At 45.9% G+C, this 18,488-nt stretch carries 17 protein-coding genes; 6 read left to right on the top strand and 11 right to left on the bottom strand.

Going from position 1 to position 18,488, the window contains the following annotated elements:
* Window positions 1-43 precede the first annotated feature (43 nt).
* Both J2Y43_RS01585 and J2Y43_RS01590 read left to right on the top strand, forming a co-directional pair.
* Window positions 44-1,153, top strand: coding sequence for an acyl-CoA desaturase (locus tag J2Y43_RS01585; RefSeq protein ID WP_309981554.1), 1,110 nt, complete (start codon window positions 44-46; stop codon window positions 1,151-1,153).
* A gap of 297 nt (window positions 1,154-1,450) precedes the next feature.
* Window positions 1,451-3,208 (top strand): chemotaxis protein CheB, encoded by a 1,758-nt coding sequence (locus J2Y43_RS01590; RefSeq protein ID WP_309981553.1) that lies wholly within the window; start codon window positions 1,451-1,453, stop codon window positions 3,206-3,208.
* Window positions 3,209-3,516: 308 nt separating this feature from the next.
* Here the strand turns inward: J2Y43_RS01590 and J2Y43_RS01595 are convergent, their stop codons facing one another.
* From J2Y43_RS01595 to J2Y43_RS01635, 9 genes are all read right to left on the bottom strand, one after another.
* Window positions 3,517-3,984, bottom strand: a complete 468-nt coding sequence (locus J2Y43_RS01595) for a hypothetical protein (RefSeq protein ID WP_309981552.1) — start codon at window positions 3,982-3,984, stop codon at window positions 3,517-3,519.
* A 309-nt stretch (window positions 3,985-4,293) separates the two neighbouring features.
* Complete coding sequence (locus J2Y43_RS01600) at window positions 4,294-4,494, bottom strand: hypothetical protein (RefSeq protein ID WP_309981551.1); 201 nt, start codon at window positions 4,492-4,494, stop codon at window positions 4,294-4,296.
* A gap of 190 nt (window positions 4,495-4,684) precedes the next feature.
* Window positions 4,685-5,005, bottom strand: a complete 321-nt coding sequence (locus J2Y43_RS01605; RefSeq protein WP_309981550.1) for a hypothetical protein — start codon at window positions 5,003-5,005, stop codon at window positions 4,685-4,687.
* Window positions 5,006-5,033: 28 nt separating this feature from the next.
* Window positions 5,034-5,378: a cupin domain-containing protein gene (locus J2Y43_RS01610; RefSeq protein ID WP_309981549.1), complete on the bottom strand. Its 345-nt coding sequence runs from the start codon at window positions 5,376-5,378 to the stop codon at window positions 5,034-5,036.
* A 70-nt stretch (window positions 5,379-5,448) separates the two neighbouring features.
* Window positions 5,449-5,631 (bottom strand): hypothetical protein, encoded by a 183-nt coding sequence (locus J2Y43_RS01615; protein ID WP_309981548.1) that lies wholly within the window; start codon window positions 5,629-5,631, stop codon window positions 5,449-5,451.
* 106 nt (window positions 5,632-5,737) lie between these two features.
* A complete protein-coding gene (locus J2Y43_RS01620; RefSeq protein WP_309981547.1) occupies window positions 5,738-6,028 on the bottom strand; it encodes an outer membrane beta-barrel protein in 291 nt (96 codons plus the stop codon).
* A 153-nt stretch (window positions 6,029-6,181) separates the two neighbouring features.
* Entirely contained in the window at window positions 6,182-6,700 is a 519-nt protein-coding gene (locus J2Y43_RS01625) for an AraC family transcriptional regulator (protein ID WP_309981546.1), read from the bottom strand.
* Window positions 6,701-6,842: 142 nt separating this feature from the next.
* Window positions 6,843-7,529, bottom strand: coding sequence for a HAMP domain-containing sensor histidine kinase (locus tag J2Y43_RS01630; protein WP_309981545.1), 687 nt, complete (start codon window positions 7,527-7,529; stop codon window positions 6,843-6,845).
* A 181-nt stretch (window positions 7,530-7,710) separates the two neighbouring features.
* On the bottom strand, window positions 7,711-8,868 hold the full coding sequence (locus J2Y43_RS01635; protein ID WP_310226375.1) for a hypothetical protein: 1,158 nt from the start codon (window positions 8,866-8,868) through the stop codon (window positions 7,711-7,713).
* 399 nt (window positions 8,869-9,267) lie between these two features.
* Here J2Y43_RS01635 and J2Y43_RS01640 point away from each other — a divergent pair, with 399 nt between their 5' ends.
* The 3 genes from J2Y43_RS01640 (at window position 9,268) to J2Y43_RS01650 (ending at window position 14,187) form a co-directional block, all read left to right on the top strand.
* A complete protein-coding gene (locus J2Y43_RS01640) occupies window positions 9,268-10,851 on the top strand; it encodes a Na+/H+ antiporter (RefSeq protein ID WP_309981543.1) in 1,584 nt (527 codons plus the stop codon).
* Window positions 10,852-11,934: 1,083 nt separating this feature from the next.
* On the top strand, window positions 11,935-12,222 hold the full coding sequence (locus J2Y43_RS01645) for a BON domain-containing protein (RefSeq protein WP_309981542.1): 288 nt from the start codon (window positions 11,935-11,937) through the stop codon (window positions 12,220-12,222).
* An 879-nt stretch (window positions 12,223-13,101) separates the two neighbouring features.
* A complete protein-coding gene (locus J2Y43_RS01650; RefSeq protein WP_309981541.1) occupies window positions 13,102-14,187 on the top strand; it encodes a ketoacyl-ACP synthase III in 1,086 nt (361 codons plus the stop codon).
* 74 nt (window positions 14,188-14,261) lie between these two features.
* Here the strand turns inward: J2Y43_RS01650 and J2Y43_RS01655 are convergent, their stop codons facing one another.
* Together J2Y43_RS01655 and tilS are read right to left on the bottom strand one after the other, a co-directional pair.
* On the bottom strand, window positions 14,262-14,495 hold the full coding sequence (locus J2Y43_RS01655; protein ID WP_309981540.1) for an OST-HTH/LOTUS domain-containing protein: 234 nt from the start codon (window positions 14,493-14,495) through the stop codon (window positions 14,262-14,264).
* A gap of 888 nt (window positions 14,496-15,383) precedes the next feature.
* Complete coding sequence (gene tilS, locus J2Y43_RS01660; RefSeq protein ID WP_310226376.1) at window positions 15,384-16,712, bottom strand: tRNA lysidine(34) synthetase TilS; 1,329 nt, start codon at window positions 16,710-16,712, stop codon at window positions 15,384-15,386.
* A gap of 112 nt (window positions 16,713-16,824) precedes the next feature.
* On the opposite strand from tilS, the gene J2Y43_RS01665 reads away from it, so the two are divergent.
* A complete protein-coding gene (locus J2Y43_RS01665) occupies window positions 16,825-18,435 on the top strand; it encodes an OstA-like protein (protein ID WP_309981539.1) in 1,611 nt (536 codons plus the stop codon).
* Window positions 18,436-18,488: the final 53 nt, after the last annotated feature.

Raw genomic sequence — 18,488 nt, forward strand, 5'->3', positions numbered from 1 at the left:
TCTTCCAAAGTCTTTTTAAAACACGGACTTAAACTGGAAGATCATGACCGCAGAGAAAAAAATAAGATTTATTGCTGTCGACAAAAGCCTTTTCTTCCCAACGCTAAAAAAAAGAGTTGAGCAATATTTTTCGGAGAGACGAAAAACCAGATATGCCAATCACACGATGGTCCTGAAAACGATCGTCTTGCTATCTTCCTATGTCTTGCCATTTTTAGTAATACTATTGGTCGCACCCGGTTTCTGGATCAGCATGTGCCTTTGGCTGGTGATGGGCGCCGCCATATCGGGAATAGGTATGAATGTGATGCATGATGCTAACCATGGCGCATTCTCCAAAAATCCGACCGTGAATAAATGGCTGGGCTTCACGATTTGCCTTGCCGGCGCGGGGGTGTCCAATTGGAAATGGCAACATAATGTCTTGCACCACACCTACACTAATGTCGCGAACCTGGACGAGGACATCAAGAACCGGGGCGTTATCAAATTATCTCCGCATGAAACTGTAACTTCCTTTCACAGGTTCCAATGGATATATGCCTTCTTCTTTTATGGGATACTGACTTTGTATTGGGTGTTGGTGAAAGACTTTGTCCAATATGCTCATTTCATTAAATCCGGACTTAACCGCCAGACAAAGCCCAAAAACCTGCAAATGCTTGCCTCGATGATCATCATCAAATTGGTTTATTTCGGTACATTCTTCGCGCTGCCCACGCTGGTTTTTCATATTCGTTTCGACTTTATTCTGACTGGCTTTTTGCTTATGCATTTCTCAGCAGGCGTGATACTGACTGTGATCTTTCAGCTTGCACATTCGGTGGAAGGCACTCAATACCCGTTGCCTAATCCGGAGGGTATTATAGAAAAAGATTGGGCGGTGCATCAAATGGAGACGACCGTCAATTTCTCCCCGCGAAATAAATGGCTAAGCTGGTATATAGGCGGATTGAATTTTCAGATTGAGCACCACCTTTTCCCCAAGATATGCCACATTCATTATCCCGGGATCGCCCCTATCGTCAAAAAAACGGCCCGGGAATTTGGACTGAACTACATGGAGCATCAAACTTTTATGATGGCGCTACGTTCCCATGTCGCCGCATTAAAAAAGTTTGGAATACCCTGTTTTAATGAGGGAATTGTTTAACTTGGATCCATGCCTCTCGTTCCTGCCTTTCCGGCAGCGCCTGCAACAAAGAATATCTGCGAATCGCAGCAATCACCCCATTTTATGTTCCCAATAACCGCGGCTATGGCGTCAATCAATAAGCACATTTCATCAAACTGCACACCACGTTAGCCAATTTCAGCACCAGTAACGGAGACAACCAGCCCTTGTGCCACTTCCATGCGCTGCAAAACCAAACCATCGGCCGGCTGATGCCATAAGAATACTAAAATTCACAGCTTTGGATAAAGACGAACCATACTTGACACTTCCACTATGAACGCACATCATCATATCATCTCCATCGGTGGTTCCGATTCCGGTATCGACGAAATAGCCTCTTTCTTTGATCAAAAGCCGCTTGCCGGAGTTTCCTATATCGTCATCCCGCATTTGTCTATTGCTTTTCAAACAAAACTGGCCGAAATTCTAGCCAGGCATGTTGATCTGGCTATTCGTGAGGCGCAAAACGGGATACTTGTGGAGGCAGACCATATCTACATTATTCCCTCTAATAGTGAAATGACTATCCTGAAAGGAAGGTTGCAAATCACGCCAAAAACGCCTGAACAGGGATTACATCGAAACATCGACCGTTTTTTCAATTCCCTGGCTGCTGATCAGGGCGAAAAAGCCATCGGGGTCATCCTTTGTGAGATGGATGGAGATGTGCTTGGCGGTATCCGGGCGATTCGTGACGCCGGAGGAATCGTCATTGCACGAGAACAAGAAACAGACTATTCAGAGGTCTCCTCCTGCGTTGATTTCGTTGCTGAACCCCGCCTGATGGCAAAAATCATAGAAAATCATGTGATGCAAAGTCGTAGAATTCTGCTGGATCAGAATGAAAAGGTAACAATGGAGACGATTCTGAATGTGATACGCGAGAACACTGCGTTTGATTTTTCGGGTTACAAGTTTGACATCTTGTCCCATAAAACGCGAAAAAGGGCTTTGGATCAGCACTTTTATTCATTGGCGGACTACCTGTCTTTTCTTAAAGTTACCTCATCAGAAATGCTGGCGTTATCCAGCGAATTCCTCTCCGGCACCACGACTTTTTCAAACAATGGAAGCAGCCTTCGCTTTTTTAAGGCGGATAATGCGCAGAGCGTCTCGCAGACTAAAAAACTTGACATTGATTTAAACACTGCAAAGAGCCACAAAAAACAGATATCCGACCTTAAAAAAGAGCTCAATGAATTAAAAACAGACCTATCCGCAGTCCGCCAGCAATCGGATGTATCACTAAACGATTTAAGGTCTGCAAATGCCGTGTTACGCCTCGCGAACGGGCGGATGCGTCATGACAATCAAGAAATGCGGTCAGAAAACAACAAGTTGGATATTGAAAACAAAAAGTTGATTGAATTAAACGAAGAGCTCGACAATTTTGTCCACCTGGCCTCTCATGATCTGCTGGCACCACTTGCCCATATTGAGGGTAGTATCGCGTTGATGAGCGAAATAGGTGTGCGTGATGCCCAGCTGGCGGAAGTTATGGACGTTATTGACGCGTCGTTAAAAAGATTTCGCGCACTGGTGGAAGATATTGGCACCGTTGCCAAGGTTGAACATGATTTGAAATCACGGGAAAAGGTCGACATCAATGAAATAATCCAAAGCGTATTGTGGCCGTTAGAGCCCAGGATCAAACAGTCCCACACACAAATAACTGTCGATCTGCAAGAGAAAGACATTTCCTTTTCGAAGAAAAACCTGCGAAGTATCGTCTTCAACCTTATCTCTAACAGTTTGAAATTCAATGAGGGCTCGCATCCCGCTATTCACATCAGTACCAAAAAGATCGACCGTCAAGTAATACTTTCCATAAAAGATAACGGTATCGGGATCCCCACACCGGAACTGGACCATATCTTCGCCCTTTACGGAAGACTCAGACACGACATAGAAGGGAACGGTGTGGGGCTTTACCTCACGAAACGGATTATCGATGCATCCGGAGGTAGCCTGGTGGTTGAAAGCGCCCCGGGTGAAGGAAGTAATTTCAGCATTTATTTCGCTGCTGACTAGCAACGTGAACCCCACAACCTGATTAAAGTGCGGACTATTACAACTCACAATTCAATGTCCTCCCTCGGAAAGTGGCAATACAGCTGTTTGCCACTTTCATAATCGGGCGAAATTTCCCTTTCAAAAAAGGCGTATTCCTTTTCTGAACCATCTACCGTCCGGCAATAATAGATTCTCTTATAGTAACGTCTGATAATCAGCTTTTGACCAGGATTCTCATTGGAATAGACGCATTGTCCGTCAAAATACTTGTTATCTGTGATTGGCTCGTTCATTTTTTAGTCGATAAAAGTTGTACCAATACCATTTCAATACATCGGTGCGGATTGCATACCAGGCTGCATTTCAGCGATTTTTTTCTCATCCTGCTGAATACTGGTTCTCAGTGAGTTAATGTCTTTATCGAGTTTTTCCAGGCTATAACCAGCCTTCCGCGCCTTCTTCGCGTCCGATTTGGCGGAACCAGCGCTGTTGCTCGCCCTGCGAGCTAACTTGCGGTCCTGAGACTCATCGCTGAGTTTATCTGCCGCCCGCTTATTAGCGTCTGCCGATTTCTGTGCATTCTCGGATGTTTGCGATACTTCCATCATTTTTTCTTCTCGCTCATTTTCAAGTTTGGCCAGCTGCATCTTACTTTCGTTTAACCTTTTGCTTATTTCGAGCATTTGCTTCTGCTCTCTCAGGTATGAAAGAGAGTCTTTCGAGACCACTTGCGCGGTTAAGGGAAAAGCGAGCAAGACTAAGCCCAGGCAAAATATGATCTTGTTGGTTTTCATGATTGTTTCTCGTTTAAAATGAATGGCTTTCCCGCTAGGAACAGTCTACCTTGTTTTTGAGCCAGCGGAATAGTTCTCTACAATTAACTTGTTGCAAATGATCTTGACACCGGGCGCTTTCCGGGCCTGCCGCGCCCAGATCAGCGTCATCCCGAATGACCATTTCCGCGGCTGGTTTAACGCTTGTCTGATCAGTCTCCATTTTAACGCCTTTCACATGCCTGGCTTCCGCTTCTGATTTCTTACCATAGCTATCCCCAGTGCCAGAAAGGATGATTAGGCCATCATTTGCGGTGACCTCAATCCTGTTTATGGCCTACCCTGGAAGGTCGTTGTTTTCTGCTCATCCGGGTTTGTCAGCAGCGGGTCCTGCATCCCCAAGAGCTTTTTCGCTTTGTCAATTATTCGTCTTGCTTTGTAGGATTTACCTTTCGGCAGAAACATAGTTCCCAAAGCCACAAAAATTGAAGCCATTGTTACCCATCCCCAAAATGCTTTTCCGGTTTTCATACGTTCTTTATTTTAATTGTGATCTTTAATCAATTTTGCAGGAATTTTGTAGAATCAGTTCTTGTTCCACCCCGGGCACCGCGGTGCTAACGGTCAGCCCGAGCAGATGAAGGCCTAATAACTGTCCTGACTCCAAAAATTATCTGTGATACAACTCGCCGAAAATCTTTCAGCGTAAACATCACACTTGTCAGACGACCGGTTCACTGGATAAGATCGCTTCTGGACCGGAGAATGCAGTAATTGCTTTTGCTCTCGTTTCCTGGAAGTGGAGCTTACTTTTATGCCCATGTGTCTTTAAGGGAAGAGTTGCTAGGATTCTATTGACTTCACCCTTGAACCTGGTCACCCTGCGGTTGATCTCATCCAGCGTGCCATCTCTGCGTTCTACTCTTTTTCTAACGCTGCTACGTATACGAAATATAATGCCGGACGCAAAGCAGGCTGCCAGCGCAAACCCTAAGGTTGTGGCCAGCACCAGCCCAGGGGATACTTTCTCCATTTTCATCATAGCGAGTTTATTTAAGAATATGTCCGGATCATTCGTAGCCACTCTTTATAACCGTCGAAATCATTTTGAAAGGTTCTTTGGCGCAAAAGGAATTTCTTTGATGTGCAGGAATGATAATCCCCTGACCTCTGGCAAGTTGGTGCTTTTTGCCATCTATGATAATTTCAGCTGAGCCGTCGATAATCTGAATGTAGGTATCAAAGGCGGAAGACTTCTCGGCGATTTCCTCTCCGGCATCGAAAGCCGACACGGTGACATTACCGGTCGTTTTTTTGATGATAGTCCTGCTAAGTACCGCGTTAGGTACATACTCGATGATCTCCACAATAATGTGGGCTTTTGCTTTGGCTAACTCCTCATTGTCCGTATTCATATACGCTATGTTTTCCTGATCACATCCATGAAGTCTTTCATTCGTGCCCGTAACGCGTACGCAAAGCATACTATTCTTTGACGATGGGAATCACCCAGAATAAGCTGCCCTGAATGACGCTGTTTTTGAAGTCAGGATTAATTTCCTCGGAAGAGAAGTCGCCCACTTTTGAGAGACCTGCTACGTAACGAAACCCTACCCCAAGCCCTATTTTAGATTGATAGCCCAAACCCGCACCCAGCGAAATATCCAAGTTATTTTAGCAAAATGATCAATAGTCTGGTCCGGGACATTTTCCGATAACCGGAATCCTGCCTAAGGCCCTGCTTCCAGATAAAAACCACTTCGGGTTTTGAATTTCAGCATGATTGGCACTTCAGATAATTGATCTTGAAGTCTGCTTTATTACCGCTACGCTCGACCTTGGCCCCTAGCGTGGAAAAAAGCACCTCAGGCTGGATAGAAAACACGCTTCCAAAGCCAAAATTCAACATACCGCCAAAATGGTAACCCACCTTCGCTTCGGCCTGGATATTGCCACCCTGATAATTACTCAGGTTCACTCCGGCCTTTGGCCCGAAACCAAATGTTTGCGCAAACGATGTAGCCGATACTACGCACAGTATGAATGTAATACATAACTTGTTCATTGTTGAGCCCCTAGGGGATTTTATGTTTGAATCAACCTGTACAAAGGTCGACATGCGCAGGTGCCGAACTGTTACACAACAGATCTTAAAAGTTACATTGATCACTGATTACCGCGAATGAAATCGACACCTTGCCATGGCCATCAACTGCCCTTATATATTTTCCAGGTTGCTTTCCCGCTTTTGCCTAAGTTTTTTATAATAGGTAGGGGAAAGGCCTGTCACTTTTTTAAACTGGTTAGACAGGTGCGCTACGCTGCTATAGTGCAGCTTATAGGAGATTTCTGTCAGGTTCAAATCCTCGTAAAGCAGCAGCTCTTTGACCTTTTCTATCTTGTGATGGATGATAAATTGTTGGATATTGATCCCTTTCACCTCGGAAAAGATGTTGGAAAGGTAAGTGTAGTCATACCCCAGTTTTGCAGCGATGTAATCCGAATAATTGGTTTTAGGAAGCTCATCCTGGTAGTGGATCATCTCCACAATGACATTTTTGATTTTCTCAATCAGGATGCTACGCTTGTCGTCCAGTAGCTCCAGGCCCGACTTGAGCAGATTCGTTTTAAGCGCTTCGTGCTGCTCAGCTGTGATATCTTCAAGGATCTCAACACTTCCCAGGTCAACGACCACGTAATGCAGGCCTAGTTTTTTCAGTTCTTGTTGCACCATCATTTTGCAACGCAGGCTGACCATGTATTTGATATACAATATCATAATAGAATAAGCTCAATAACTCCACTGGCAATAAATTCAGAGCTAACCTGTTACAATATAGCTTATTCTGCCGAGTTTATGGCTGTCTTCAGGTCGATTTTTATGGATTTCGGTTCTTGCTGAACGTCAGTGTGAAGCATGTGCCGGAGCCTGCCTTAGATTGCACCTCGATATCCACATTGTTGGATTTCAGGATTTTCAACGTTGAGTACAGGCCGATGCCTATTCCACCTGGTTTATCCGAAAACCCTCTTTTAAACAGATTTTTCATGCCGACATCATTGATCCCGCAACCATTGTCTTCAATGCGGATCTGGTGTGCGGCGTCCGTCGACCTGATAACCAACTTCAACTCCCCTTGCGTCGGGTCCATGGCCTCGATGGCGTTGACAACGATGTTTGTCAGCGCAATTGTTATTTTTTGAAAGTTCACAATCACAATACAGTCTTCCGAAACATAATCCCGTGTCACCTTGACGTTTTTGAGAGCAATTCGGTCACTGGCGAGCAAGATTACTTCATCCAATATGGCATGTAAGGACTGGTCGCAGTGGAAGCCGTGATCGACTTTTTGATGGTTTACAAGATCCTTCAAGATCTTTCCGATCCGGTCCGAGCTTCTTCTGATAATTCCAAGATAGACCCGCAGGTCATTATCCTGTATCTGGTCAGAGAGCATTTGCAGTGACAAATCAATATTTGTAAGCGGATTACGAATTTCATGAACCAGCGTGAGGGCATAGTCAGCGATTCCATCGCGATCGGTTAAAGAATCTGAATCGTTCATAGCAGAGAGCTTGATATTGATATGCCAAAGTTCACCCATATACGATGAAAGACCTTACACCCGCCTCAACAACATTTATATATATCACACATGACTGCCGAAGGTCGATAACTCAAAACCTGTTGCCTCGCCGCGATAAACCGGCAAACTCCGCAGGTGTCGTAACGATCAGCCAGTCAGATCAAAATACCTCTCCAAGTGTCAGGTTAATTGTTGAATGATGCACGCTCCTGCCGTAATTCAGCGCAATGTTCGTGGCAGATCGTTTGTTCATTTTTATGCGTATTCCAGCCCCGACTGCTGGGTTCCAGCTGATTAAAAAACTGCTTTTTGGTCCGCTGACAGAATTGGTGTTGGCAAAAACCACAAAGCCGAGAAATCCATTCTGTGTAATGTCCCTCCGATATTCGGCCTCAAGGTACAGCAAATTCCGGCCTCGGTAACGGTTCTGGTCAAAGCCCCTGCCGGACCTGTTGTAATCTTCCCAACCGATGCTGGGAAGGTCAAGATACGGCACTTCTTTGTCAAGCACTGTCCAGAAATACCCCCAGACAGCGAGCATATTCTGTTTTGGTGCCCCCCCGCCAAAGCGGATGTACTTTCGCACATCAACGTACAGCGATTCCCAGGTGTACTGATTGCCTAAAAAGGAAGGATTGATGCGGTATTGAATGCTTGCATAATGCCCATCCCAGGGATTAAGGGAATTACTGCGCGTATCGAAAAGCACATTCAGGCTCAGCCCCGATGAATAATTGTTTGAAGAAGCAGATGTACCGTAGGCATAGCCGGTATAATCCCGCAAGGAAGGGCTGTCAACAGCCGTCCGCACATTTAGCCGGTAATCCAGATGGTAGCCCATTCCTGCAAAAGCGCCTCGAAAGAAACGCTTGAAAGCCTGTTGATAAAACCGCAGGTATGAATAATTGACCAGAAGCTTTTCATGATCCTTGTGCTGACGCCCAAGCCCCCAGGTATACTGCGGGTAGATCAAAAATCGGGTATCACCGCTGATCACCCACCTGTTTTTACTCAACCAGATGTAGGAGCGGATTGGAAGACCAAAACGACTTTTGAAGTTCCAGTATGGTGTAAATGTCAATTTTGACATGTGGGTATTTTTTCTGTCTCCCAGATAAAACCCGGCCGTGGTAGAAGTGATCAGCGCTGTGCCTCCCCCGGGGACTTGTGTAGAAAATGGCAGGAAAGTGAAATAGATTTTGCGCTCACCCGTGCCGCTGGGCTTTCGTGGTCTGATGTGCAGTAATCGCTTGCCAACATCGATCAGATCGAGCATTTTACTGGTATCGGCCTGGGTGGTCGAATCCCTTTCCAGCACATTCCCGGGCTTTTGGCCAAAGCAGCACGCCTGCCAACAAATAGTTAATAAAACGACTGTCATTGATTTGCCAACTTCACCAAAAGTTTGATTACCGAACACGGAGGCCATATCACTGTTTTTTTGACAAGCCAGAGCACCTGAATTCTGGATTTGCCGTGCTAATCCCAAAACTTAGAAAATTGTCACATAAGCGGAATGGCCCGGCCGGTTTATGAAAAAATTGCAAAATCTTATTTCGGATCATCCGGTGAAGAAAATGTTTTAGTAACCTAAGATCCTTACATCCGCCATATTTACATTTACATATATCACGGGTGATAGCTGGTATGCTTCGATTTCTTGCCATTTTATGGCTGCCTGCAACCCATCTTCAGAAATGTATATGTACTTTTAAACATGGTACATCAAAATCTGCTGCTGGTACTTATCCTGTTCTTCTTTATAGCCTTACTTTATCTTTGGAGCGAAAGATTGAAGGTGTCTTATCCGATCCTACTGGTTCTGGGGGGCTTGGTTATTTCACTGATTCCGGCTGTGCCCAACATCAGTCTGGATCCGGACATTGTCTTTCTGATATTTCTGCCGCCGCTGCTTTTCGAAGCCGCATGGACCACGTCATGGAAAGATTTCTGGGCGCGAAAGGAATCTATTTTCTCAATGGGTTTCGGACTTGTGTTTTCAACATCCCTGATTATTGCCTATTTATCGGTGACCATCATTCCTGGCTTTACGCTGGCCTTGGGCTTCCTGCTTGGCGGGATCATTTCCCCGCCCGACGCGGTTGCAACCAGCTCCGTCCTGAGAGGCCTCAGCATGCCCCGGCGTGGGATTACGATCCTGGAAGGCGAGAGCCTGGTCAATGATGCTGCGTCATTAACAGTCTTCCGCTTTGCCACTATTACCGTCTTGACTGGCCATTTCGCACCCAAAGAGGCAGTCGTCGATTTTGCAGTACTGGCATTTATGGGAATGGCCGTTGGGCTTGTTATTGGCCATCTGATATACCTGATACTTCGCTATTGGGCAAAGTCCTCACGAATTACGTCCCCAATCATCCTGATAGCGCCATATCTAATGTATGTCATTGCTGAAAAATTTCATTGGTCAGGAGTACTCGCCGTGGTAACCGGCGGCCTTTACCTTTCTTACCACGCGAGGCATTTCCTAAACTATCAGACAAGGCTTCAAAACCGTGAAATTTGGCTCATGCTGGTTTTCCTGCTGAATGCATTTGTGTTTATTTTGATCGGCCTAGAACTGCCGACGATTGTTGACGGTCTAGGTACATACTCGTTGAGAGAAGCAATTGGATATGGGCTTCTTATCAGTGCTACCGCCATTATAGTCAGGATTGTCCTGGTATACCTGGCAACCTTCCTTCCGCGTATGCTGAGCCGCAATGTTAGAAACAGGGAGAATAGCCCGGGATGGAGACTCACTTTTGTGATGGGATGGGCCGGTATGCGTGGCGTGGTATCGCTTGCGGCAGCGCTGACGATCCCGCTGACCACCCAGGAGGGCAGCGTTTTTCCTCATCGCAACCTGATTCTGTTCATTACTTTCATCGTCATACTGGTCACGCTCGTTTTTCAGGGATTGACCCTTCCCTTAGTACTGCGGCTCTTAAACGTGCGGGAAGACGAGGAGAAGCTATCCGTTCAACAGCAGATCGAAATGATACGATTGCACCTCGCGCAACGGTCTGCCGAATACATGAAACAACATTACCACTCTGAAATCTGGAGCAATGGATCGGTCAAACGCATTGTGGAACAACTTCAAAGGACAATCGCCCTTGCCGACCCGGCACAGGATGGAGGCCACTCTGCCAGAGACCTAAAAAAGAAGATCATGATTGAACTTGTAGCCCTGCAGAGGGCGTGCCTGCACACCCTCGGCGATGAAAACAAATACGACGAAGATGTGATACGAGATATAGAACAAAATTTAGACCTTGAAGAATCCAGGCTTAAAAAGTAACGGACACCGAGCCGTTCGTCGAGCCGAATTTAGAACCGATTCATCCTTGGGGACTGGCAGCCTGTTTTTGTGGTCGCCACAGTATCAAATACATTCAAATCCGAGGTTTTCCAATGCAGCAGGTCAACCTGCCAGGGGCTGTTTACATGTTCCCCATGTTGCGGCTGAACCTTTTTTGTCCTTCCTGACTACATCCAGGCAATGATTTCAGATTTGCGGGATACTTACACAAGTCACTTTTAAATCCTGTACTTAAACAATAAATCAAAACAATTTCCTTGCTAAGTAGTCATATTTTTGAATTCGAAGACCAATGAAGGGCTAGATCTCGTACCTAAGGAAGAAATATCTATTTGCAATATTTCAGTTACATAGGACAAAGGATCAACACCCCCTTAGACGATTTTAGCCCAAAATCATTCGGGACAGGAGTAATTCGCTTCTCACCTAAGCCAAGCGGCACCATAAGCGGAGAATTCGTAGTGGTTGATCATTACAATTCAGAATTCGAGGACAATCTATTCCGAAAAAAAATGACTAGTAGGTAAATGATTAACACTTGCTTCACCTGTACAAGGTAATAACCTATCGATAGTCTATCCGGCAAGGAATCCGATGATTAAAGACACCGCATTCTCCATCCAGATAGCTACACTTCTCTCTCTTCGGCACTTTTGGTACCAATAATGATGAACCAACATTTACCACAAAGGTCTTTGTCGGCAGTTTGATATTCCGATCAACTGACACCAGGCCCGCAAGAAACTCAAACCGAAAAGACGCGAAAGTCTGTAAATATGTAACATATACAACATCTGCCAGTTATTGTGTAAGGCCTTATGCGTGTTATTATCATTATTTTGTAGACGATCCACGGCCATCGGTCGTCTCAGATGCGAATGCCAAATGAAAACGGGAAAACCGCACTACCTCCCAAAATCATCCAGGCGCCTAACGCTTATTATGATAAGTGGAACCAACAATTCCTCGTAAAAACATGTGGATGTGAATCACGGTCTTGCCCTTAGCCCATGCCTTTGGACCACCTTTCACTTTTCCCAACACCTTGTTTTGCCTGTTAACATGAAAAAAAATGAAGAAAACGGCACATCTTGGGAACCAGACTTCGATTCAAAGGCTGACAGAATAGCCACAGATAAAAATCTACTGGAAATGGTCATGGGTGCCTTAGAGGCGAATATTTTTGTCGACAGCAAAAAAATAACCGTACGTGTCACCGATCGTGTGGTATTTCTGGAAGGTAATGTGCATCGGAAAAAGGAAAGAATTTCGGCTCAGGAATGTGTTATGGATATTTTTGGCATCCGCGCTGTGATTAACTATCTGACTTACCCAGGCAAATACTCCTAGCAACAGATATTGCAGCTCATACTGGCGGGAATTGGAAATTGAACGCTTTCCAGTAGAACCACCACCTTCCAGGAAGCATTATGGGCATCTTCCAGGGCTCGCGGCCTAAAACATTCAGGACCAAACAGATAGAATCCGGGCAAAGAAACTAAGAGGTAGCATCGCATTCTCGGGCAAACCTGCCAAAGGTGATGCACTATGCCCCTCGATTAAGTTCTTTTGCTTGTGGCATACGTGGTGGGTGAAGCAGGATACAGCTATCTCCCAAACAAGGTCCTGGTTGTTGCCATACTTTGTCCTTTTTGTTGGCCCAGGATACACTTCCCTCAGATGCAGGATACTGGTTGCTCAAAAGAACTGGTCCCATAAGTCCAACCCGTAACCTGGACGAACATAAAGAGGGCCGTCATTGGTGAGCTGTACACCGTAGCTAATCCTCCCATTCCTCTCCCGCGTCCGGGCCGTCAGGGTGAAACAGTGTGGATGACCGCTCCCGGAGGTCTGCTCGTCCTTCTCTTTGATGTCTTTTGCCCGCCTTCGCCAGCAATCCAAAGTGGATTCCTCCGGCTGGTCCAACGGACTTGAAATATCTTCTATATTTAGATGAGTTTTGCACTGCAAAATAGTAAAGGAAATTTACCGATTAAACCCATGTCGCGAACCGCCTGTATTTTTTCGAATCCAAAGGTATACTGCCCTTGGATTGGTCGGCCTGGTGATGATCGCACTGTATGATCAATGCAGCTCCCAGGGCTGGTCATCAAACGGGCTGGTATTTGATTCCGACTTCCCATTGATTGCCCTGATTTATGCTTACCTTCCGTACCGGCCTGATAGAAAGTTGCTAGCAACATCCATTTTGTAAAATTCTAATGTTTAATGAAGAACGATTTTTTTTCAGTTATTACCGGTAGCGGTTGCTACATCCCTACCCTGAAGGTTCCCAATGACCATTTCCTGGAAAATATATTTTTTGACCGCGACGGCCTCCGGCTTACCAAGGCTAACCCCGATATCATCAGTCAATTTGAAAAGATTACAGGCATCACCGAACGGAGATACGTCACAGATGATCTGATGGCATCCGACATCGGCTATTTTGCCGCCCAGGAAGCTTTAAGGTCTTCGTCAGTCGACCAGGAATCTCTTGATTATATCATTGTCGCCCACAATTTTGGAGATATACCAGCCTCCAATTGCCGCAGCGGACTGGTGCCTTCACTGGCCTCGAGGATAAAGAACCGGCTACAAATACATAACCCTTCCACCGTTTGCCTCGACTTGCCTTTCGGGTGTGCCGGCTGGCTGCAGGGGGTAATCCAATCGGATATCTTTATCCGTTGCGGAGCAGCTAAGCGGGTCTTGGTCATTGGGGCTGAAACGTTGTCACGGGTATGTGACCCGCATGACAGGGACAGCATGATATATGCTGACGGCGCGGGAGCAGTGATTGTCGAGCGGGTACAGAGCGACCGGCCCGTAGGTATCCTCTCACATGTCGTCAAATCTTATACCGATGAGCTGGCTTACGTTTTACAGATGGGTCGCTCGTACAACCCCGACTATGACGACGGTGCCACCTTCCTGAAGATGAATGGCAGGAAGCTCTATGAAAGTGTCCTGAAAACCGTTCCGGCCACTGTCAAGGAGTCCATTCAGACGGCATCGCTATCCATAGGAGATATCGACAAAATATTGATCCACCAGGCCAATGAAAAAATGAACGAGGCAATCCTGTCGCATTTATTTCATCTTTACGGCCGCAAGGATCACCCGGAAGACATTATGCCGATGTCGATCTCTTTGCTTGGGAACAGTTCTGTCGCTACGCTGCCGACCTTATTTGATTTAATAGCGAAAGGCAATTTCGGGAAGCATACGTTTACTGCCGGCAGCAACATCGTTTTCGCATCCTTAGGCGCAGGTATCAATATGAATGCGCTGGTGTACAAGCTACCAGAATAGCTGGCTTTACAGCTCCCCCATCTGTTGTAGTTGGCAGGTTAGGAAAAGGGAATACAGACCAACTAAACCCACGCTCATCGTAACTTCACTAATGGGTGCTTGTTTTCACTTTTTGCCAGTAGGTATTTGGGTAAGCTTTCCAGCAGTTGTGAAAGGCTTTTAAAACCATAGGTCCTGGGGTCGAAGCTCGGGTCGATTTTTCTCAAGCTCAAACCTAGCCTGGAAACCAGGACTTCACTTGCTCCATTGACGGAAATATCGAACGCTTTATCTAATTGACATGTCGTAGCTTTTCCTATTACAGCCATATGAGCTCCCGACGGACTTGGGTACTTCCAAATGCTCTCGAAACGATTCGAACCCTCGGAGACTAGGGATTCGAACCTAAAGTGCAGAAGAAATTAACCCAATTTTTGCCCTTAAACAGAGATTTCATAACTTTGTGTAAAATTCGGCTTGTTATTAATTGACAATCAGCTAGTTACATAAGTTTTTACGAGGCTTTTTAAGCTGATGTCGTGAATCGTGGAAGTAATTTTTGAAATCCTATAACTTTCTTATTAACAGTGAGTTATATATCTGGTTTCAAATCCTCTCTAACAATTTACGTTTGGGATTCGTGGAAAGAACTTTTATCTGAAAACTTTCCAGATCGGCCAATTCCGCATCTTTCAGCTTGGTAACCAACGTCCCCCCCGAGCACGCGGACGATTCCCAGCGTCGGGCAGGACTGTACCAATAGCGGTAGGCTAAGACGGTAAAATTATTATCAGCAGGAAATGTCCCCTCCACCGTCACATCGATCGAGAACTCCGTTCCAATGCAGTAATTTTTGGGATTGACTTATTAATGCGAATGGCGGGGGCTTGGGCAAACCAACTGAAATAGCAACAAAAAGCAAAGAGGGTGAGTAACTGTTTAATCATGATTGCCAAGAGGGAAGATTGTATGTAATTTCTATGTTAGTGTTGACTATTCCAATTAAGTAAACACGGTGTCACAAAACACTCTCCTTTACCTGCGAGGAGCCACACACCGGCAAACTCCCCGATTTTTTTTCAAAGCCATGACCAATATCATTTTTCCAATCGAATTACCTCACTTTCTTGCATCCGATAGAACTAACCGAGTTTATGTTAGGATAGAAATTCGTGGGAAAATGGCCGGGTTCTTAATCCGGCCATTTTTTGTGCCTACTAGTTGAGGGAGATCAGCAGTAGATTGCTTGTGGCCGTTGTTATTTTGAACCGTTCGTCAGCGCGGATTCCTACCACCCAGATAATGTCGCCATTGCCATTGAGCAGCACGGCAGTCTTTTCTTTTTCGAAAAGATCGACTTTTTTGTCGATCAGCAAGTCACTTACCTTTTTACGTTTGCCGCCCATTCCGAAGGGATGAAAGATATCCCCTTGCTGCCACTTTCTCAAGGTTAACGGAAATGTGAGCAAATCAAGATCTACGGCGATCGTTGTATGATCAAAGTGAACCGGGCTTCCTGCCGGTAATGTACGCAGGGCAAGTTTTAAGCCATGCCAGTCCAGCGTCGCGTTGGGTTGTTCGATGATCAATTCCTCCTGACCGGAGTTTTCGGATAAATCTCTTAATACAAGAAAATCCCTGTCAATAAGCAAAACGTGGGTTGGTGAGAAGAACTGTTTACCAGAAATCCCGTTGAGAGAAGCCGCGACGCTTCGTGCCTGACCATATTGGAAGCCGAAATCCCGTAAAATGAACCAGAGGCGGTAAGCCGGTTCAGCTTCTTCCGATATTGCGACGATGGGGATGCGAACATTGCCATTTTCCTCACTCACAATCTGCTTTTTCCAATTCTGTAAATGTGCTTCAAGCAATGCGTTGGAAGCTCTCAGTCGTTCCACCGAAACATTAAATGTATTTTCCAGCGAAGGATTCAACTCAGCCAAAACGGGGATCACGTGGTGACGAATCTTATTTCTGTAATAATCGTCTGTTGCATTAGTACGGTCTTCCCGCCATCCAATGCCGTTTTCCGCCGCATAGCGACTAACTTCCGCTCGATTTGAGAATAATAGAGGTCGGATCAAATGACCGTTTACAGGCGCGATACCTGTCAGCCCGGCGAGGCCGGTTCCCCGGGCCAGGTTCAGCAACAGCGTTTCCAACGAATCATTCGCATGATGCGCGGTCGCGATCCATCGGTAGCCCATCTCCTCCCTAACCTTCTCAAACCACTCGTAACGTAGTTCGCGGGCTGCCATTTGCGTCGACACGGAAGTACTTTTTGCGAAACTTTTCACATCCGGACTTTTCACAAAAAACGGAAAATTACACCGGGCTGCCAGTTCACGTACAAATGCTTCATCACCCTGCGACTCCTCCCCTCTCAAACCAAAGTTGCAATGCGCAATACCCGCAGGAAGTCCCAGATTATGAAACAGATGAGCCATCACCACAGAATCGATTCCTCCGCTCACGGCGAGCAAAGTCGGCTGCTGTTTCAGATCCGGCGTGTGTTGGTTAATAAAAGTTAAAAACGAATCCAACATGAACCTGCGAATCGTATTTGATGTACTTTTGAATAAATGAGAATGGATTTATCTCTTCGTCCGGATGGCAACGGGACAGGATCCAGCCAAAGGTAAGAGAAAGAAAAGCAACATGAACAAAAAAAATAGTGCAGGAACCTGCAACCCTTTTAAACTTTTCGGCGTCATCAATATCAAAAGAAATATATTTCAACTGACGTTCTTTGCCTTACTGATTTTTTCGCCTTATCTGTTCGCACAGAAAGCATTACCTCAGGCGCAGCCTCTTCCCAGTGACAACCTGGTAGAGATTCTCAAATCGGACGAGCTCGAAATTATCAATGAGCCGGGCGACGATTCGCGGCGGGTTACCAATGGCGTTTTCAGGCACAAGGGAGCACTCTTATACAGCAACCTTGCTATCCAGCACATCAATTCCAATATGATCGAGGCATTTGGCAATGTCAAGATCGTCCAGGGAGACACGATTACAGTAACGGGAGATACGCTCTATTATTACGGAAATACCCGCCTGGCAATCGTAAGCGGAAAGAAAACGGTCCTGAAAGACACTAAAAAAACGCTTACAACCCGGAAAATCGAGTACGATATGGCCAACGGAATGGCCTACTACAAGCTACCGGGGCGGACCGTCGATGAGGAGAATGTACTCACCAGCAAAGAAGGAGTGTACAACACCAGCACGAAAGAATTCACTTATTACAAAAATGTGAAGCTGGTGAACAAAAAATACACGCTCACAACTGATACCCTTCTCTACAACTCGATCACCAAATGGTCTTATTTCAATGGCAAGACCAAGATCGTAAATAAAGACGGCACTGTTGTGGGAACCCGGGGGCAGTACAATACGGAATCGACGCAGTCAGCATTTCATACGCGCACGACTGTCGACAATGAAACGTATACACTCACCGCCGATTCACTGGTAGTAGATGGCAAATCCAATGACGGAAAAGGAAAAGGAAATGTGGTGATCGTCGCTAAAAAGGACAAAACGGTACTGAATGGCGACGAGGGATATTACTGGAAGACAAAGGGTTATTCCAAAATTTTTGGCCATGCCTATGTCAGAAATGTAGTATCTCAAGACACGCTCTACATTCGGGCCGATACGCTTTACTCGTTCGAGAACTCGCGTGACAGCACCCGGAAACTGATCGGGGATCGCAATGTGTTCATCTACAAATCCGATTTCCAGGGAAAATGCGACTCGATCACCTACGACACGGCCGATTCGATCATCCGTTTCTTCCGTAAACCGATCCTTTGGAGTGACCAGCATTACCAGATGGAAGCCGATTCAATCACCGCATTCCTGGTCAGCAACGAGATCAACAGAATGCTTCTCAAGGGGAAATCTTTCGTCATTACGGAGGACACGCTAGTGAAGCAATTCAACCAGGTGAAGGGTCGGACGATCAATGCCTACTTTCAGACAGGAAACAAATTGAAGCAGGTTTTGGTAGACGGCAACGGGGAAAGCGCCTACTATGCGGTGGATGATAAGCAGAAAAATATCGGTCTGAACAGGGTCGAATGCGGGAGAATGAACCTGCTTTTCGAGGACAATCGTATCCAGCGGATCGCATTCATCGGAAAACCGGATGGAAAGTTAATCCCTCCTTCGAAAATAAAACCCGCTGAAAGGCAACTGGACGGTTTCAACTGGCGTATAGCCGAGAAACCGACGAAGGCCAAGACGACCTGGCAGGAAAAATAAGTTTGATCAGAAATTGTGACGGTGTTGGCTGTCGGCACGATTTTTTACCATAC

This window comes from Dyadobacter sp. BE31 (assembly GCF_031457695.1).
GTDB lineage: Bacteria > Bacteroidota > Bacteroidia > Cytophagales > Spirosomataceae > Dyadobacter.

Excerpts from the sequence above, each read along its gene's own strand:
- J2Y43_RS01585 (WP_309981554.1), top strand. The coding sequence starts at position 44 with ATGACCGCAGAGAAAAAAATAAGATTTATTGCTGTCGACAAAAGCCTT.
- J2Y43_RS01590 (WP_309981553.1), top strand. The coding sequence starts at position 1,451 with ATGAACGCACATCATCATATCATCTCCATCGGTGGTTCCGATTCCGGT.
- J2Y43_RS01595 (WP_309981552.1), bottom strand. The coding sequence starts at position 3,984 with ATGAAAACCAACAAGATCATATTTTGCCTGGGCTTAGTCTTGCTCGCT.
- J2Y43_RS01600 (WP_309981551.1), bottom strand. The coding sequence starts at position 4,494 with ATGAAAACCGGAAAAGCATTTTGGGGATGGGTAACAATGGCTTCAATT.
- J2Y43_RS01605 (WP_309981550.1), bottom strand. The coding sequence starts at position 5,005 with ATGATGAAAATGGAGAAAGTATCCCCTGGGCTGGTGCTGGCCACAACC.
- J2Y43_RS01610 (WP_309981549.1), bottom strand. The coding sequence starts at position 5,378 with ATGAATACGGACAATGAGGAGTTAGCCAAAGCAAAAGCCCACATTATT.
- J2Y43_RS01620 (WP_309981547.1), bottom strand. The coding sequence starts at position 6,028 with ATGAACAAGTTATGTATTACATTCATACTGTGCGTAGTATCGGCTACA.
- J2Y43_RS01625 (WP_309981546.1), bottom strand. The coding sequence starts at position 6,700 with ATGATGGTGCAACAAGAACTGAAAAAACTAGGCCTGCATTACGTGGTC.
- J2Y43_RS01630 (WP_309981545.1), bottom strand. The coding sequence starts at position 7,529 with ATGAACGATTCAGATTCTTTAACCGATCGCGATGGAATCGCTGACTAT.
- J2Y43_RS01640 (WP_309981543.1), top strand. The coding sequence starts at position 9,268 with ATGGTACATCAAAATCTGCTGCTGGTACTTATCCTGTTCTTCTTTATA.
- J2Y43_RS01645 (WP_309981542.1), top strand. The coding sequence starts at position 11,935 with ATGAAAAAAAATGAAGAAAACGGCACATCTTGGGAACCAGACTTCGAT.
- J2Y43_RS01650 (WP_309981541.1), top strand. The coding sequence starts at position 13,102 with ATGAAGAACGATTTTTTTTCAGTTATTACCGGTAGCGGTTGCTACATC.
- J2Y43_RS01655 (WP_309981540.1), bottom strand. The coding sequence starts at position 14,495 with ATGGCTGTAATAGGAAAAGCTACGACATGTCAATTAGATAAAGCGTTC.
- tilS (WP_310226376.1), bottom strand. The coding sequence starts at position 16,712 with ATGTTGGATTCGTTTTTAACTTTTATTAACCAACACACGCCGGATCTG.
- J2Y43_RS01665 (WP_309981539.1), top strand. The coding sequence starts at position 16,825 with ATGAACAAAAAAAATAGTGCAGGAACCTGCAACCCTTTTAAACTTTTC.